Source organism: Arthrobacter sp. 9V, assembly GCF_902506065.1.
Classification (GTDB): domain Bacteria; phylum Actinomycetota; class Actinomycetes; order Actinomycetales; family Micrococcaceae; genus Arthrobacter.
Map to the genome: position 1 here is coordinate 2,538,263 of NZ_LR732912.1, position 14,943 is coordinate 2,553,205.

Here is a 14,943-nt window from a genome sequence, read left to right on the forward strand (position 1 = left end):
GATGACCTTCGGGTGAACGGTATTCCACCCGCATCCACGCGTCATCGGGCAGCTCGTGTCCCTCGCAAACTCGAAGTGCCCGTGGCGATCACCACGGGCACTTTCAGTTGACCATATCGCTTGGGTGTTCATTTCCGCGATGGACGGGCCATGCCCACGACGGCGGACCCGCGCGCTCACCTGGGGTCAGTCGAGTAGCGCTACGCCGAACTCGGCGACGACGGCCCGCAATTCCCTGACGTAGTGCTGTGCTTGGTCGGTGAGCGGGATCGCGGCGTGGCCGATCCAGCCGATCTCTATGCGTTCGTCAACGTCGAGAGGGATGGCGACGATCTCCGGGTCGAGCTCCCCGCTGATGATGCCCGTGGAGATCGTGTAGCCGTGGAGCCCGATCATGAGGTTGAAGATTGTGGCACGGTCAGAGACCCGGATCTCCTGCTTACTGGACATGGTGGAGAGAATCTCTTCGGCGAAGTAAAAGGAGTTGTTCGCACCTTGATCGAAGGTCAGCCGCGGCATCCCGGCGAGGTCATCGAGGGTCGCACGCTCTTTTGAAGCGAGCGGGTTGTTCCGTGCGACGAAAATGTGTGGATCGGCGAGGAAAAGCGGAGTGAACGCGAGCCCGGATTCCCGGAGCAGCTTGTCGATGACCTTCCGGTTGAAATCGTTCCGGTAGAGGATGCCTATCTCGCTGCGCAGCGTCCGGACATCCTCAATGATGTCCCAGGTGCGGGACTCACGGAGCGAGAACTCGTATTCGGCCACATCAGTGGCCTTGACCATCCGGACGAAGGCGTCCACCGCAAAAGAGTAGTGCTGCGTTGACACCCCGAGCAGACGTCGCCGCGGTGGCCTGCCTAGGTAGCGCTGCTCGAGGAGCGCAAACTGCTCCACGACCTGCCTCGCGTAGCCGAGGAACTCTACCCCGTCGGCGGTGAGGGTGGCCCCGCGGGCGGAACGAACCAGGAGCGCACGGCCAACCCGGGCCTCAAGGTCCTTCATCGATGCGGACATTGTCGGCTGCGCTACGTAGAGAAGATCGGCAGCCGCGGAGATCGACCCCTCTGCTGCAACTTCTATGAAGTAGCGGAGCTGCTGCAGGGTCAATCCGCTCGATATCTGGGCCATAGGAAAATTCTATATCAATGCATAGCAACCACTAGTTACCTGATATCCCTCGCCAGACTGCACTATGGATACATCCCCTTCGGAAAGGCCGTCTCCGGCCCATCAACGGAATGGCAGCACATGGCAGACGACTTCACCTTCAGCATCACCACCACCCCCTTCGACGAGGACTACTCCCCGTCGGAAGGCTCGCGGATCACCACGAATTTCGCCAACTTGGCACGGGGCGAGCACCGCCAGGAGAACCTCCGCAACGCCTTGACCATGATCCGGCGCCGCTTCAACGATCTGGCAAGCTGGGACAACCCGGACCGGGACCGTTACACGCTCGAGCTTGAGATCGTCTCCGTGCAGATAGAGTTCACTGCCGAAGGTACGGACCAGAAGTTCCCCCTGTTCGAGGTTCTCGACATCCAGATCGTCGACCAACTGAACGGGGTCCGCCACCAAGGAATCGTGGGGAACAACTTCTCCTCCTACGTCCGTGACTTCGACTTCAGCGTGGTACTGCCGGCGGCATCAGCGGAGGCAGGCAAGCCCACCGTTCCCGAGGACTTCGGCGATCTGCACGGCAAACTGTTCCAGCAATTCCTCGATTCCCCGGCATGCCAGGAACGTTTCCCGCAGCCGCCAGTGGTGTGCATCAGCGTCTCCACGACCAAGACGTACCGGCGAACGGAAAACCATCACCCCGTCCTGGGCGTCGAGTACCAGCAGGACGAGTTCTCACTGACCGACGCGTACTTCGCAAAGATGGGGCTGCAGGTCCGCTACTTCATGCCACGCGGCAGCGTAGCGCCGCTGGCCTTCTATTTCCGCGGCGACCTGCTCAACGACTACACCAACCTGCAGCTCATCGGCACGATCAGCACCATGGAGACGTTCCAGAAGATCTACCGCCCGGAAATTTACAACGCGAACTCCGCCGCCGCCGTCGTCTATCAGCCGAGCCTGGGAGAGCAGGATTACTCGCGGACCCAGATCGATTACGACCGCGTCGAGCGCAGTCAGCTCGCGGTCACCCAGGCGAAGTACACCGAGGAACACTTCATCACGCCCCACAAGGATCTATTGGACCAGTGGACCGCCAAACACCCCGCTCTCGTCAACTGACCCACGGAGAAACGTCAATCATGAACACACTTTTGCCCACCACCGTTGTTGGAAGCCTGCCCAAACCCTCGTGGCTCGCACAGCCCGAGACTCTGTGGTCTCCCTGGAAACTGGAGGGAGATGCGCTGCTCGAGGGCAAGCAGGATGCGCTGCGCATCGCCATCCATGAGCAGAGCCGACGCGGCATCGACATCGTCAGCGACGGCGAGCAAACCCGCCAGCACTTCGTCACCACCTTCATCGAGCATCTCAGCGGGGTCGACTTTGAACAGCGCAAGACCGTGCGCATCCGCGATCGCTACGACGCGAGCGTGCCCACCGTCGTCGGGCCGGTGCGCCGCGAGCGGCCGGTATTCGTCGACGACGCGAAGTTCCTCCGCGCAACCACCGACCGGCCGATCAAATGGACCCTTCCCGGTCCCATGACCATGGTGGACACGCTCTTCGATGACCACTACAAGAGCCGCGAGAAGCTGGCCTGGGAGTTCGCTGCGATCCTGAACCAGGAAGCGAAAGAACTGGAGGCGGCCGGCGTGGACATCATCCAGTTCGACGAGCCCGCGTTCAACGTCTTCCTCGATGAGGTCAAGGACTGGGGCGTGGCTGCGCTTGAGCGAGCGGCAGAAGGGCTGCGTGCGGAGACCGCCGTACATATCTGCTACGGCTACGGGATCAAGGCAAACAACGACTGGAAGGCGACGCTCGGCTCGCAGTGGCGGCAGTACGAGGAAACGTTCCCGCTGCTTCAGAGCTCCAGCATCGACATCATCTCGCTGGAATCCCAGAACTCCCACGTGCCTATGGACCTCATCGAGCTCCTCCGCGGCAAGAAAGTCATGCTCGGGGCAATCGACGTCGCAAGCGAGACCATCGAGACCCCGGAGGAAGTCGCCGACACCCTCCGCAAGGCCCTGCAGTTCGTCGATGCGGACAAGCTCATTGCCAGCTCCAACTGCGGCATGGCCCCGTTCCCCCGGGACGTCGCACTGGCCAAGCTGAGTGCCCTCAGCGCAGGGACGGATATCGTTCGCGAGGAACTCGAGCGCTCCGCACCCAAGGTGCCATAACGATGTTTCACGCCTACCCCCCAGACACTTGGCTCGGGGCTCCGGAGCAAAGCTTCCCGTCCTCCCTCTCGGCTGACGAATTTAAAGCACTGTTTCGTGGCCACCCGGGCGGTGTCGCCGTCATCACGGCGGATGCCGGCGAAGGGCCGGTGGCACTGACAGTATCGTCGGTGGTGTCAGTGAGTGCCGAACCTCCGTTGCTGATTTTCTCGGTCTCGGCACTGTCCTCAGCATCGGCCGTGCTTTCCCGCGCTGAAACCGTCGTGGTGCACCTGCTGGACGCGCACGACGTCGACCTGGCGAAGTTCGGAGCGACCCCCGGCGCCGGCCGCTTCAACCAGACACACCGCTGGTCGGCCCTTGCAACCGGCGAAGCGGTGTATGACGACGTCCGCGCCTGGGTGCGCTGCGCCGTCATCAATCGCATGGAGGTAGGGACATCCACCATCATCGCCGTTCACGCCCTGGAGTCCCGCGTGATGCGTGACGTCCCAGCGGGAGAACCCGGCGACGCCCTGGTCTACCACAACCGTTCCTGGCACCGTCTGGGCGAGCATTCCAAGCTCGACGGCTAAGCGCCTCGCCAACAACGCGGGGCGCCAAGCCGAACAGCGCACGACGGCGGGAGGTAACTCCCGCCGTCGTCCTCGTTAACGTCGGCGCGTCCATCGACTTCCTGAACGGCTCGGATGCAACCCTGATCTGCACGCATGCGATGAGGGATGATGGCACTGTGCCAGAAATTAAGAAGTGGGAATTCAAGCGATTGATTGACGAGCTCTCAGATGACCAGTACAGCCTGGTCATTCAAGCACTTCGGGACGCGAGGCTGACATGGCCGGGCTGGACCGACCGCCTCAGCCCAACGATCGACCCTCCAAAACCAGCCGAGCCGTTCAGATTTCATATCCCCTTGATGCGACTCGTCTCGGCACTCGATCTGGTCAGGACGGGGGCTGACTACTCCCCTACAGGCGCCACCAAAGGCGGCATCTGGCTGCAACCCCTTCAAGACGGCGTAAGAATGTGTTCAAGCAGCGACTTCGCCGCAGCCATCTGCGACCTCGAAGCAAACGTTGACGTCCCAGGAACTGCTGTCATCGACTCTCGCGAGTTCTGGCAGATTGTCGATGCACTCCGGAAAGGGCTGCCTTCGGCGGCGCGAGCAGCCGCAATAGCAACGATCGAGCATGACGGAGAAGAGCGAGCACGCATCAGCGTTGGTGGGCGGTCCCACCTAGCTGCAATACTGACCCGCGTTATTGACGAACCCGAGCTACCCCCGCGAGCGGATGCCACGGTCAGGGTGCATACAGTTGCAGGTTTCAAGCAAGCAGTCCCTTTCGCATCAGCTTCCGCTGGGAGCAACACGACCGGCCCGGACCCCCGAGAACCAAATCAAGTGGCCCTCCGAACCTTGGATGGGCGCCTCGTCCTCGATGCCATCGACCGGTACTCCTATGCCCAGTCCGCCGTCCTCGCCCGGCACGACTCAGACTTCACCACTTCCCTTAATAACCGCTGGCTTCAGGACGTCACCCAAGCAATCAGCAGCGGCGAAATCCACCTCGGTGAGACAACATCGCCGGCGGGCAAGAAGCTCGTCATGATCGCTGGAAGCCACTGGGCGGCTTGGACAAGCAAGGTTGCCCCCTGGAAAGAAACCCATAATCCTGCCGACTGCAATATCACCGCGTCGGCGACGTTCAATAGCAAGAAAGTCTTCTCCTATCTCTCCGAGGCAAAACGCCTGGCCGAGTCCTCGCGAACCGGCTACAAGAGCGGGATCGTCAGAGTGCAGCTGGAGCAGGATTTCCTACACATCTCTTCTGCCACTAGCCAAGAGACCGCTCGTACCGGTTCCATCCGTGTCGAAGCGCAAACCAATAATCAACAACCCGCGAGCACATATTTGGCAGTTCAGCGACTGCACGGCGCACTACGACACTTCACGAACCACGACGTCACGATCCACCTCACTGACACCACCGCGGTTTACCTCACCACCCCTGGATACCACCCAGCGACCACCCTCCCGCTCTCTGGGCGATACCCGCACGAAAGCGCCGGAACACTAGCCTCGTCGGTGGGTGGCGGAGTGCTCGCTCATTTCCCACGCCCCCGACGTGGCAGTTGGCAGCCAACAACAAAGAGTAATCGGCCAATCGGAGCGGCCAGCCAGCTCCGCACACCTAAGTATTCTGCGTCATGTCAATAACTAAACTTCCAGCTGCGAACAAGGACAAGTTCGCGCAGCATCACTTCGAAACACCGAATTCCGTGAGGGTGCACGCAGCCGGAGGCAACTGCGGGATAAGGGAGGTACCTCTAGCCCGTCACCCGCCCCGGAATCGCGGAAATCAGTTGGCGGGTGTACTCCTGAGTGGGGCTGTCCAGCACTTCGAGTGCCTCCCCGATTTCCACCAATTTCCCGGCCTGCATCACCGCCACGCGGTCTGAGATTTGCTGCACCACTGCAAGATCATGCGAGATGAACAGGTAGCTTAAGGACTCCTGCGCTTGCAGCTCAGCCAACAACGACAGGATCTGCGCTTGCACGGAAACGTCCAAGGCAGACACGGCTTCATCCAGCACCACCAGCTCCGGTTTCAACGCCAAGGCCCGGGCGATGGCCACACGCTGACGTTGGCCGCCAGAGAGTTCCGCCGGACGACGGGAACCGTAGTCCACGGGAAGATGGACTTCCTCAAGCAACGCCTTCACCCTGCCCTTCCGATCAGCCGGTGTGCCGTCCGCAAAGGCCCGCAGTGGCTCGGCAATGATGTCCTCCACAGTGAAACGAGGGTCCAGAGATGCGTAGGGACTCTGGAACACCACTTGGAACCGGCGTCGGAGCTGGCGCAGCCTCTCTCCTTTCGCACTGGCCAGATCCACGCCGTCGAACACCACCGAACCGGACGTCGGTTTGTCCAACCTCAGCAACAAGCGGGCAACAGTGCTCTTTCCGGAGCCGGACTCCCCCACCAGCGCCAAAGTTTCGCCGCGGTTGATATTCAGCGAAACATCGTCGACGGCGGTCAGCGATCTTGTGCCTCCGGTTGCACGCGGAAGTGTGAAGACTTTCCTGAGCGACTTGGCCTCCACCAGAGTTGAGCCGGACGCAGTACCGCCGGCCGGCGTCGTCCCCCGGTCAACAACTGGCACCGTTGGCCGCAGCCTGCGCGGGTTCAGCCCCGGTGCCGCTTCAATGAGTTGCCGGGTGTAGCTGTGCTGTGGGCTTCCCAGCACAGCCGCTGCTGACCCTTCCTCCACAATCTCTCCGCTACGCATCACAATAATGCGGTGCGCGCGGTCAGCCGCGACGCCGAGGTCGTGGGTGATCAGCAGGACCGCGGTCCCCCGCTCCTCGGTCAAGGCAGCAATGTTGTCCAGGATCTGCCGCTGTACCGTCACGTCCAGCGCACTGGTGGGCTCATCAGCGATGACCAGTTTCGGCTGGGCAGCAAGCGCTGTGGCAATGAGGACACGTTGGCGCATGCCACCGGAGAACTGATGAGGAAACTGGCGCGCCCGGGAGGGAGCGTCGCGGATTCCGGATTCCTCCAGCAACCTGACGGCACTCTGCCGCGCAGCCTTCCTGGGCTGGAGCCGGTGGATGGTGAGCGCTTCGGCCACTTGTTCGCCCACCCGTTGGAGGGGATCCAATGACGCCGTGGGGTCCTGCGGAATCAGCCCGATATCCTTGCCGCGCACCCCCTGCCACTCCTTGCGCGTCAGCTGCGTCAGGTCCGTGCCGTCGAAGGTCACGCTGCCGGACAAAACTCGGGCGTTGCCAGGCAAAAGGTTGATGATGGAATGCGCCGTGGTGGTCTTGCCGGAGCCCGACTCCCCCACAATCGCCACGACTTCGCTCGCCCGGACCTCAAAGCTGACACCCGCCACCGCGTTCCGCGGGGATCCGTCCACCGCATAGTCCACACGTAGGTTCTCCACCTTCAACAGCGTTTCAGCAGGGGAGCTCATGGCCGGTTCCTTTCAGAGTCTTGGAAAGCATGCGAAATACGGTTGGTGGACAGCACGACGGCGGCAATCACCACGCCCGGCAACGTCACCAACCACCACGCAGCCACCAGGTAGTCGCGACCTCCGGCCACCAGTGAACCCCATTCCGCAGAGGGTGGTGGTGCGCCGAACCCGAGGAAGCTCAGCGATGAAATCGACAGGACTGCCATGCCGAACTCCAGCGCGGACAAGGCCAGAACCGGGCCGGCAGCGTTGGGGAGGACATGTCGGAGGAGGATGGAGTGCCACCCGACGCCCGAGGACCGTGCAGCCTCAACGTACACAGCAGTGCTCACCCGGAGGGTTTCAGCCCGCATGATCCGGGCGAAGTTGGCCACACTGGCAATACCCACCGCGATTGCGATGTTGATGGTTCCGAAGCCGAGCACCGTGATGAGAGCCAAGGAAAGCAGCAAGCTGGGAATGGCCAGCAGCACATCCATGACGCGCATGATGGCGTCATCCACCCACCCCCTGATGGAGCCAGCCAGCAAACCGAGCGCCGATCCCGCAACCAGGCCGACGGCGACAGCCACAGCCGTGGCAGCCAAGGACGTCGCCGAGCCGTGGACCACCCGGGAGAACAGGTCGCGGCCCAGGCTGTCGGTTCCAAACCAGTGTTCCGCGGACGGCGGTTTGAGCCGCGACGACGGAACACCCGTGTCCGGAGGCCACTGGGTAAAAGCCTCGGGAACCAACGCCCACAGGATCACCAAGGCAAGGACCAGCACGGACAGCACCAACCCCGGCTTGGCCACAGCCTGGCGGACCCTGAGGACCCAGCCGCGGGCAGAAGCCCTGCCAACGGCACTCGGTGCAGCGGATCCCACGGAGCTCGTGGGTGGCTTTCCGTCCGACGAGCTGCTCTCAGCAGACGTAGGTTCCCTCACAAGTTGCTGCGTCATGATGGCCCTCCTAGACCTTGGCGCCGCGCGCTGTGTTGATGCGCGGGTCCACGAGCGGGTAGATCAGGTCAATGATCAAGCTGGTGATGACAAAGATGGCGGCTGCCAGGACCACCAGGGTCTGGACCACCGGGATGTCCCTGCTGTTGACGGCTGTGACAGTGAGCCGCCCAATGCCTGCTCGGGAGAACACTGTCTCGCTCACCACTGCACCGGCCAGCAGATTTCCCACCAAAATTCCGAGCATGGTCAGCGTGGGAATGGCTGCGTTCCGGAGGGCATGGCCAAAGTTGATCAGCGCTTCACTGGCTCCCTTGGCCCGGATCTGTTCGATGTATGGTTCGCCCAACGTTTGGCGCAAGCTGCGCGTCAGCAGCTGGGCGATCACGGCAGAGGTGGGTATGGCCAAAGTCAGGGCTGGAAGCACGAGGCTCTGGCCGCCGTCGTTCCCTATCGCGGGAAACAAGCGCAACCGGAAGGAGAAGAACTGCAGGAGCAGGAGGCCGATCCAGAAGGTGGGCACCGCGATGCCCAAAGGCGGTAGCGAGGAGAAGGCCTGACGGATCCAGCGGTTGCGGCTGAACGCCGCAACCACTGCCAAGGCACTGCCCAGGAGCACCGCGAGTGCGAATCCCGCTACAGCCAACTTGATGGTCTCCGGCAGGACTTCCGCCACAGTCTGAGTTGCAGGGACACCATTCTTGATGGATAGCCCGAAATCCAGCTGGAGCGCCTTGAACAGCGCCACGAAGTATTGCTCGTAAAGAGGCCTGTCCAAGCCATACTCCGCGCGCAGCTTCTCCACGAGTGCCGGATCCACTGCGTTCTGTTCGTCCCCGCTGGCCATGATGCTGACGGCGTCGCCGGGCAGCAAGTACAGGATCAGGAAGGACACTGTGTAGGCGGCCCAGAGGACGAACGCGCCTTGCAGCAACCGTTGGCCGATGTAGCGGATCATGGGATTCCTACTTGCTCAGCCAGGCGTCATAGAAGTCCAGGCGGCTGGAAGCTTCGAACGTGAGGCCCTTGACTTTGTCGCTGGCGGAAATAGTGGTGGACAGCTCATACAGCGGAATGGAGTGGGCGTCCTTGATCAGGATTTCCTGTGCTTCGTCCACCAGCTTCTGGCGCGCGTCCTTGTCCAGCGCCGCGGCCTGCTCGCCCAGGACATCGTCCACTGGCAGCTTCTCGCGGAGGTTGCTTCCGCCACGGGCTGTGGTGGAGGCGAAAACGGTGCGCAGGACATCCGGGTCGCTGCGGGTCAGGTTGCCGTAGGAGAAGTCATAGGTCTTGTCAGCCTGGGCAGCCGTCACGTCCGCAATGGTGGTGAACTTCAGCTGCAGGTCCACGCCGATCACTTTGAGCTGCTGCTGCACGAGTTCCAGCACTTCCTTGGGTGACTGCCAGTAGGTGACCTTGAAGGACAGTTTCTCGCCGTTCTTCTCGCGGACGCCGTCCGTTCCCACCTTCCAGCCGGCATCGTCCAGGAGCTTCTTGGCGCCATCGGGATCGCTCTTCAGCAGCTCGCTGTAGTCCTTGAAGTACGGCGTGGTGTGGGAGAGAACGCCCTTGGCCGGCTGGTCCGCTTCGGTCAGCAAGGTCTTGGTAATTTCCTCGCGGTTGATGGCCTTGGAAATGGCCTGCCGGACGGCGGTTTCCTTGAGCTTGGGGTTGGTCTGGTTGGCGTACAGGTTGTAGACCACACCCGGGTTGGCCCGTGTTTCGTTCCAGAAGCCGTTGCCGTTGAACAGGCTGATGTCAGCGGCGGAGATCGCTGCCGTCGCATCGATCTGGCCGGACTGCAGGCTGCCCGTGCGGTTGCCTGCCTCGGGAATGATCTTGAAGGTGACAGTGTCCAGGTAGGCCTCGCCCTTGTTGCTGTTGGTGGCGGCGGGCCAGTTGTAACCGGCCCTGCGTTCCAAGACAGCTTCCTTGTCCACGGTGTAGCTCTTCACGCTGAACGGCCCGGAGCCGGAGAACTTCCCGGCGCAACGGTCAGCTTCGGAGAGCGTGGCAGATGCCGGGGACAACAGGCCCAGCGTGAACGTGGACGTTGCCTGGAGGAACTGCGCGTTCGGCTTGGAGAAGTCCACCACCACGGTCTGCGGGTCCTTCACGGTGATGGCACTGACGTCGCTCAGGTAAGTAGAACCCAGCGTTGCCTTGGCACCGAGTGCTTTGATGGCCTCAAAGTTGGTCTTCACCGAGGCAGCATCAATCGCCGTGCCGTCTGCGAACGTCGCACCGCTGCGGAGTGTGAACGTGAAACTGGTGGCGTTGGTGTTGGTTTCGAACTTCTCCGCCAGCCACGGAACGATCTCGCCCGTCTTCGGATCCTGAGACGTCAACGACGCCACGGTTTGGCGGGCAATCGCGATCGCATCGTTGTTGCCCACCTGCTGCGGGTCGATGCAGCCGCGATCAACGGACACCGCGAAGTTCAGGTTGCCACCGGAGACCGGTGTGGCGTCGGCACTTTGCTGATTGCCGGCGTCGGCCCCTCCAGCGCAGGCTGAAGCCAGGAGCGCAAAGGCTCCCAGGACGGAAACGACGGCGGCTGGTTTCCACAGCTTGCGCGCTGAGGTTGGGTTGGGGACGCTCATGCGACTTCTTCGCTTTCAGTGAGTTTGGTGCTGGTGAGTGATCCGCGGCGGGTCAGCGGGGCGCGGAGGCCGAGGTTTTCGCGGAGGTTGGTGCCTTCGTAGTCGGTGCGGTAGACACCGCGGTCCTGCAGGCGGGGAACCAGTTCGTTGACAATGTCATCCAGCCCGCCGGGGACAATCCACGGGGTGATGTTGAAGCCGTCAACTGCGCCGGTGTGGGCATACTCGGCGAGTTTGTCCGCAATGTCGTCGTACGATCCCACCAGACCGCGGCCGTTGAGCCGGGAACGGGCAGCAACGAACTGACGGATCGACTGCCCGTTTTCCTTGGCGTCCGCGCGCCACTGGGCGGCGAGGTCCTTGGCGCTCTTCCCGTGGAAGGCGTTGCCGCGGGTGGGGTTGGTGACGTCCACAATAGGGTCGATGTCCGGCAGCGGACCGTCGGGGTCGTATTCGGTGAGGGTGCGTCCCCAGAACTGTTCCAAGTAGGCGATGGCCGTTTCCGGACCCACCTGCAGCGAGCGGACCCATTGGTGCTTTTCTTCCGCTTCAGCAGCTGTGGCACCGAGGATGAACTCCTGGCCGGGGAAAATCTTCACGTCATCTGCCGGACGCCCGGCCTTGAGGGTGCGGGCCACGATGTCGTCGCGGAACTTCTTGGCGTCTTCCAGTTCCGGATGTGCCGAGAAGATCACGTCGGCGTTCCGCACGGCGAAATCACGGCCGTCCGGCGAGTCCCCGGCCTGGAACAGAACAGGGTGCTGCTGGCTGGAACGCGGCAACCTGCCGGTGATTTCGACGTCGAAACTCTCATCCTTGCGCTTGACCGTGGTGATGGCGTCCTCGCGGAGCCAGCGTGGATCCTTCCGGGACCCGGCGATTGCGCCGTCAGCCCAGGAATCCCAAATGGCCTTGGCCGTTTGAACGAACGCTTCGGCCCGGACGTAACGGTCCTCGTGCTTGAGGAACCCGCCGCGCCTGAAGTTGGCACCGGTCCATGCGTTGTCCGTGGTGACGATGTTCCAGGCAGCACGGCCGCCGGACAGCAGGTCCAGGCTGGCCAGGCGGTGGGCAAGGTCCGCGGGATCGTTGTACGTGGTGTTCTGTGTGGCAACCAAACCGATATTCGTGGTGATGGCTGCGAGCGCGGCGAGGGCGGTCTGCGCGTCGGGACGGCCCACGACATCCAGATCGTGGATCTTTCCAAGGTGTTCCCGGAGGCGTAGTCCTTCTCCGAGGAAGAAGGCGGAGAAGAGTCCGCGCTCTGCTGTCTGGGCGACCCGGCGGAATGACTCAAAGTCGGTTTGCGAGCCGCTCTGCGGGTCCTTCCACACAGTGGTGTGGTTGACGCCTTGGAAGAAGACACCGAACTGGATCTGGCCGTTGCCTGCGATGCGGTGGTGGTTGGTCATGGTTCTGCTCTCTGAATCTGGTGGCCGTGGGCTCTTGGCGGCGGGCGGTGGTCAGGCGGCGGTCAGGCCGCGGCGAAGCGGTTCGCGGGACGGGGAAGGCCGAAGGATTCGCGCAATGTGCTTCCCGGGGCCGGCGGTACCACCAGCCCGCTGCGGAACAGTTCCGGGAGCACTTTGTTGGCCAATTCAGGCAGGTCCACATCCAGTACCGCTGGCTTGAGGCGGACGCCGTCGGCTGCTGCGAACAGCGTGGTGAGCAGTTCCACCAAGCCTTCGGCGCTGCCCACGTAGCGGGCACCGCCCGTCCACTCTTCGTACGAGTCCAATTCGGCAAGACGGTCCTGCGCGGTCTGCCCACGGGAATCGAGGATGAGGTCCAGCTCCACTAGGGTCCTCGGCGCACCCGCGGCAGCTGCTTGGGCTGCTTGCGGGAGTGCGTCCGTGGTGACTGCGGAGACCAGGGCAACGTCAGCCTCGACGGCGGGGATCAGCTCAACGGGCGCGAACACCACTACCTGCCCTTGAAGTGGGCGCGGGATGATGGACGGTCCCTTGACGGAGAAGCGTTCACCTTCAAAGTCGGCGTAGTGCAGCTTGTCCCGGTCCAGGTACCGCCCGGTGGCAATGTCACGGATCACCGCGTCGTCTTCCCAGGAGTCCCAAAGCCGGCGGCTGGCTTGGACCACATCCGCGGCTTCGCTAACTGCCTCGCTTTCTGGCAACTGCGTGCGCCCCACGGAGCGGGCTTCCTTGGCCAGGTTGTCCCCGGCGACCAGCCAACCCGCCCTCCCCAAGGAGGAGTAGTCCAGGCTGGCCAGCTGCGTAGCTACATGGAACGGCTCGGTAAAGAGCGTTCCGGCTTCCGGGACCAGGCCGATGGAGCGGGTGATGGGCGCCGCGAAGGCTGCCCGCTGGATCGCGTCGATTCGTCCGGGGATCCCAGTGGAGCCCGTGTCCACCACGCGGGTGTCCTTGAACGTGGCCAGATGGAAACCGGCGATGTCCGCTGCCTGGACGGTTTCACGGATCCGCTGGCCCCCCAATAGCGCCTGCGGATCATGGTGGGCCTTGCGCCACGACGCGGGGTGGGCGCCGTCGCCGTCGAGCTCCACTGCGATGACGCGGGAGCGGAATTCGGGTACAGGTGTGGAAGGCATGATTCTCTCTTTCAGAGGCCGCACAGCGGCCGGGACGACATTCACTTGCCGCAGATGCGGCCTGGTCTGTTTCCGGAGCACCCCGCCACGTAATGCCTGAGGGTTGCCGCAGCACGAGCCGGTCCTTGGCGTGCTGACTCTTGACCTGAACTTGAATCTAGGAGGCTGTCCAAGGAATGTACAAACCGCTGGACTTGCGGCGTCAAGGCGGGAAATACCACGTCAAAGGCCTGCTGGAATCGTCATTTTCGGGCTTTTGAAGGGTCGGTTGTGACGGCCCGTTTCGCCGGATTTCGTTGGATTTAGCCCGGTTGAGCGGGGTGACGGATCGGCTTTGGGCTCTGCGCTGGGATCCGTAGTGTCGTGCCATGCCGAAGCCTCCCGTTACTCCCCTGTCCGTCCTTGACCTGAGCCCGGTGTCCGCCGGTCAGACTCCCGGCGATGCCCTGCGGAGCACCGTTGCCCTTGCCGCAGTTACCGAGGCTTCCGGCTACTCGCGGTATTGGCTGGCCGAGCACCACCTCAACACCGGCGTTGCCGGGTCAGCCCCGCACATTCTGGCCGGGTTGGTTGCCTCGGCCACCAAGACCATCAGGGTGGGGACCGCGGCCACCTTGCTGGGGAACTACAGGCCGCTCCAGATTGCCGAGAGCATTGGAACGCTGGCCGCCGTTTTCCCGGACCGTATCGACCTTGGCTTTGGCCGCTCAGGTCCGCCCAAATCCCCCAGCGATCCGGCTCCCGGAGTGGTACCCGCTAATTCTTCCGAGCCCACCGATCGTGTGGTCGACGGACTTCTGGTTCCTGCGCCGCGCCCCATCTTCGGTGCGGTCCTGCCCAGGAAGTTCCGGCTGCAGGGCGAGCTGCTGGGCCGCTTCCCCGGAGACACGGACAACTTCGAGAACGACATCCAGGACATCATCGGATTTTTCACCGGCGAGTACAGGACCAAACACGGCGAGGAAGTCACCGCGATCCCCGCCCTCGGCCAGGCGCCCCAGTTTTGGATCCACGGGTCCACCGCCGGACCCAGTGCCCGCTTGGCTGGCAAGCTGGGCCTCCCCTTCGGCGCGAACTATCACGTAGCACCGGCGGGCGTTCTGGACTCCATTGCCGAATACCGGGCCCACTTCGAACCCTCCGCGGCCTTGCGGGAACCGCATGTGATCGTCTCAGCGGACGTGCTGGTAGCCCCGGAGGAACGCCAGGCCCAGCGCCTGGCCTTCGGCTACGCCCAGTGGGTTCACGGGATCCGTAGCGGCCAGGGTGCCATCCCGTACCCGTCACCGGAGGATGCGCTGGAGCTTTCCTTGGACGCCGAAGCCGGGGAGCTCATCAAGGATCGTCTGGACACCCGGTTCGTGGGCGACCCCCACCAGGTCAGCGAAGGACTCCGCACTTTGCAGCGGGCCACGGGTGCCCAGGAACTTCTCATCACCACCATTGCCCATGACCCCGCCGACCGGCAGAACTCCTACCAGCTGCTGGCCGAGGTATGGGGTCTCTAGCGTTTCCGATTTTCCAATCACCACCTA

General features: G+C 62.8%; 12 protein-coding genes and 1 riboswitch. Of the genes, 5 read left to right on the forward strand and 7 right to left on the reverse strand.

All coding sequences use genetic code 11. The annotated features are described in order from the left end of the window. Positions 1 to 186: 186 nt before the first annotated feature. Positions 187 to 1,128 (reverse strand): LysR family transcriptional regulator, encoded by a 942-nt coding sequence (locus BACI9J_RS11805; protein ID WP_159734548.1) that lies wholly within the window; start codon positions 1,126 to 1,128, stop codon positions 187 to 189. A gap of 120 nt (positions 1,129 to 1,248) precedes the next feature. Between BACI9J_RS11805 and BACI9J_RS11810 the strand changes: the two genes are divergently transcribed. From BACI9J_RS11810 to BACI9J_RS11825, 4 genes are all read left to right on the forward strand, one after another. Beyond that, positions 1,249 to 2,241, forward strand: a complete 993-nt coding sequence (locus BACI9J_RS11810) for a DUF1852 domain-containing protein (protein WP_159734549.1) — start codon at positions 1,249 to 1,251, stop codon at positions 2,239 to 2,241. A gap of 20 nt (positions 2,242 to 2,261) precedes the next feature. After that, positions 2,262 to 3,308, forward strand: coding sequence for a methionine synthase (locus BACI9J_RS11815; RefSeq protein WP_159734550.1), 1,047 nt, complete (start codon positions 2,262 to 2,264; stop codon positions 3,306 to 3,308). A 2-nt stretch (positions 3,309 to 3,310) separates the two neighbouring features. Next, positions 3,311 to 3,883 carry a flavin reductase family protein gene (locus BACI9J_RS11820; protein WP_159734551.1) on the forward strand — a complete coding sequence of 191 codons (573 nt, stop codon included), beginning with the start codon at positions 3,311 to 3,313 and terminating at the stop codon, positions 3,881 to 3,883. A gap of 158 nt (positions 3,884 to 4,041) precedes the next feature. Next, positions 4,042 to 5,526: a hypothetical protein gene (locus BACI9J_RS11825; protein WP_159734552.1), complete on the forward strand. Its 1,485-nt coding sequence runs from the start codon at positions 4,042 to 4,044 to the stop codon at positions 5,524 to 5,526. A 110-nt stretch (positions 5,527 to 5,636) separates the two neighbouring features. Here BACI9J_RS11825 and BACI9J_RS11830 read toward each other — a convergent pair whose 3' ends face one another. From BACI9J_RS11830 to BACI9J_RS11855, 6 genes are all read right to left on the reverse strand, one after another. After that, a complete protein-coding gene (locus BACI9J_RS11830) occupies positions 5,637 to 7,292 on the reverse strand; it encodes a dipeptide ABC transporter ATP-binding protein (protein WP_159734553.1) in 1,656 nt (551 codons plus the stop codon). Then, positions 7,289 to 8,236, reverse strand: a complete 948-nt coding sequence (locus tag BACI9J_RS11835; protein ID WP_159734554.1) for an ABC transporter permease — start codon at positions 8,234 to 8,236, stop codon at positions 7,289 to 7,291. The genes BACI9J_RS11830 and BACI9J_RS11835 overlap by 4 nt, the downstream gene beginning before the upstream one ends. 10 nt (positions 8,237 to 8,246) lie before the next feature. After that, the gene (locus BACI9J_RS11840; protein ID WP_159734555.1) at positions 8,247 to 9,194 is read right to left on the reverse strand and encodes an ABC transporter permease; all 948 of its coding nucleotides are present in this window, start codon (positions 9,192 to 9,194) and stop codon (positions 8,247 to 8,249) included. Positions 9,195 to 9,201: 7 nt separating this feature from the next. Next, positions 9,202 to 10,839, reverse strand: coding sequence for an ABC transporter substrate-binding protein (locus BACI9J_RS11845; protein WP_159734556.1), 1,638 nt, complete (start codon positions 10,837 to 10,839; stop codon positions 9,202 to 9,204). Beyond that, positions 10,836 to 12,251: an NtaA/DmoA family FMN-dependent monooxygenase gene (locus BACI9J_RS11850; protein ID WP_159734557.1), complete on the reverse strand. Its 1,416-nt coding sequence runs from the start codon at positions 12,249 to 12,251 to the stop codon at positions 10,836 to 10,838. Before BACI9J_RS11850 ends, BACI9J_RS11845 begins: the two co-directional genes overlap by 4 nt. A 62-nt stretch (positions 12,252 to 12,313) precedes the next feature. Next, on the reverse strand, positions 12,314 to 13,408 hold the full coding sequence (locus BACI9J_RS11855) for an LLM class flavin-dependent oxidoreductase (protein WP_201296572.1): 1,095 nt from the start codon (positions 13,406 to 13,408) through the stop codon (positions 12,314 to 12,316). Positions 13,409 to 13,444: 36 nt separating this feature from the next. Beyond that, positions 13,445 to 13,554: riboswitch (SAM riboswitch) on the reverse strand. A gap of 222 nt (positions 13,555 to 13,776) precedes the next feature. Here BACI9J_RS11855 and BACI9J_RS11860 point away from each other — a divergent pair. Next, positions 13,777 to 14,916: an LLM class flavin-dependent oxidoreductase gene (locus BACI9J_RS11860; RefSeq protein ID WP_159734558.1), complete on the forward strand. Its 1,140-nt coding sequence runs from the start codon at positions 13,777 to 13,779 to the stop codon at positions 14,914 to 14,916. The last annotated feature ends 27 nt before the right edge of the window (positions 14,917 to 14,943 follow it).

Coding starts and splice junctions, on each gene's coding strand:
- BACI9J_RS11860 (WP_159734558.1), top strand. CDS start 13,777: ATGCCGAAGCCTCCCGTTACTCCCCTGTCCGTCCTTGACCTGAGCCCG.
- BACI9J_RS11835 (WP_159734554.1), bottom strand. CDS start 8,236: ATGACGCAGCAACTTGTGAGGGAACCTACGTCTGCTGAGAGCAGCTCG.
- BACI9J_RS11810 (WP_159734549.1), top strand. CDS start 1,249: ATGGCAGACGACTTCACCTTCAGCATCACCACCACCCCCTTCGACGAG.
- BACI9J_RS11805 (WP_159734548.1), bottom strand. CDS start 1,128: ATGGCCCAGATATCGAGCGGATTGACCCTGCAGCAGCTCCGCTACTTC.
- BACI9J_RS11855 (WP_201296572.1), bottom strand. CDS start 13,408: ATGCCTTCCACACCTGTACCCGAATTCCGCTCCCGCGTCATCGCAGTG.
- BACI9J_RS11820 (WP_159734551.1), top strand. CDS start 3,311: ATGTTTCACGCCTACCCCCCAGACACTTGGCTCGGGGCTCCGGAGCAA.
- BACI9J_RS11845 (WP_159734556.1), bottom strand. CDS start 10,839: ATGAGCGTCCCCAACCCAACCTCAGCGCGCAAGCTGTGGAAACCAGCC.
- BACI9J_RS11850 (WP_159734557.1), bottom strand. CDS start 12,251: ATGACCAACCACCACCGCATCGCAGGCAACGGCCAGATCCAGTTCGGT.
- BACI9J_RS11815 (WP_159734550.1), top strand. CDS start 2,262: ATGAACACACTTTTGCCCACCACCGTTGTTGGAAGCCTGCCCAAACCC.
- BACI9J_RS11830 (WP_159734553.1), bottom strand. CDS start 7,292: ATGAGCTCCCCTGCTGAAACGCTGTTGAAGGTGGAGAACCTACGTGTG.
- BACI9J_RS11840 (WP_159734555.1), bottom strand. CDS start 9,194: ATGATCCGCTACATCGGCCAACGGTTGCTGCAAGGCGCGTTCGTCCTC.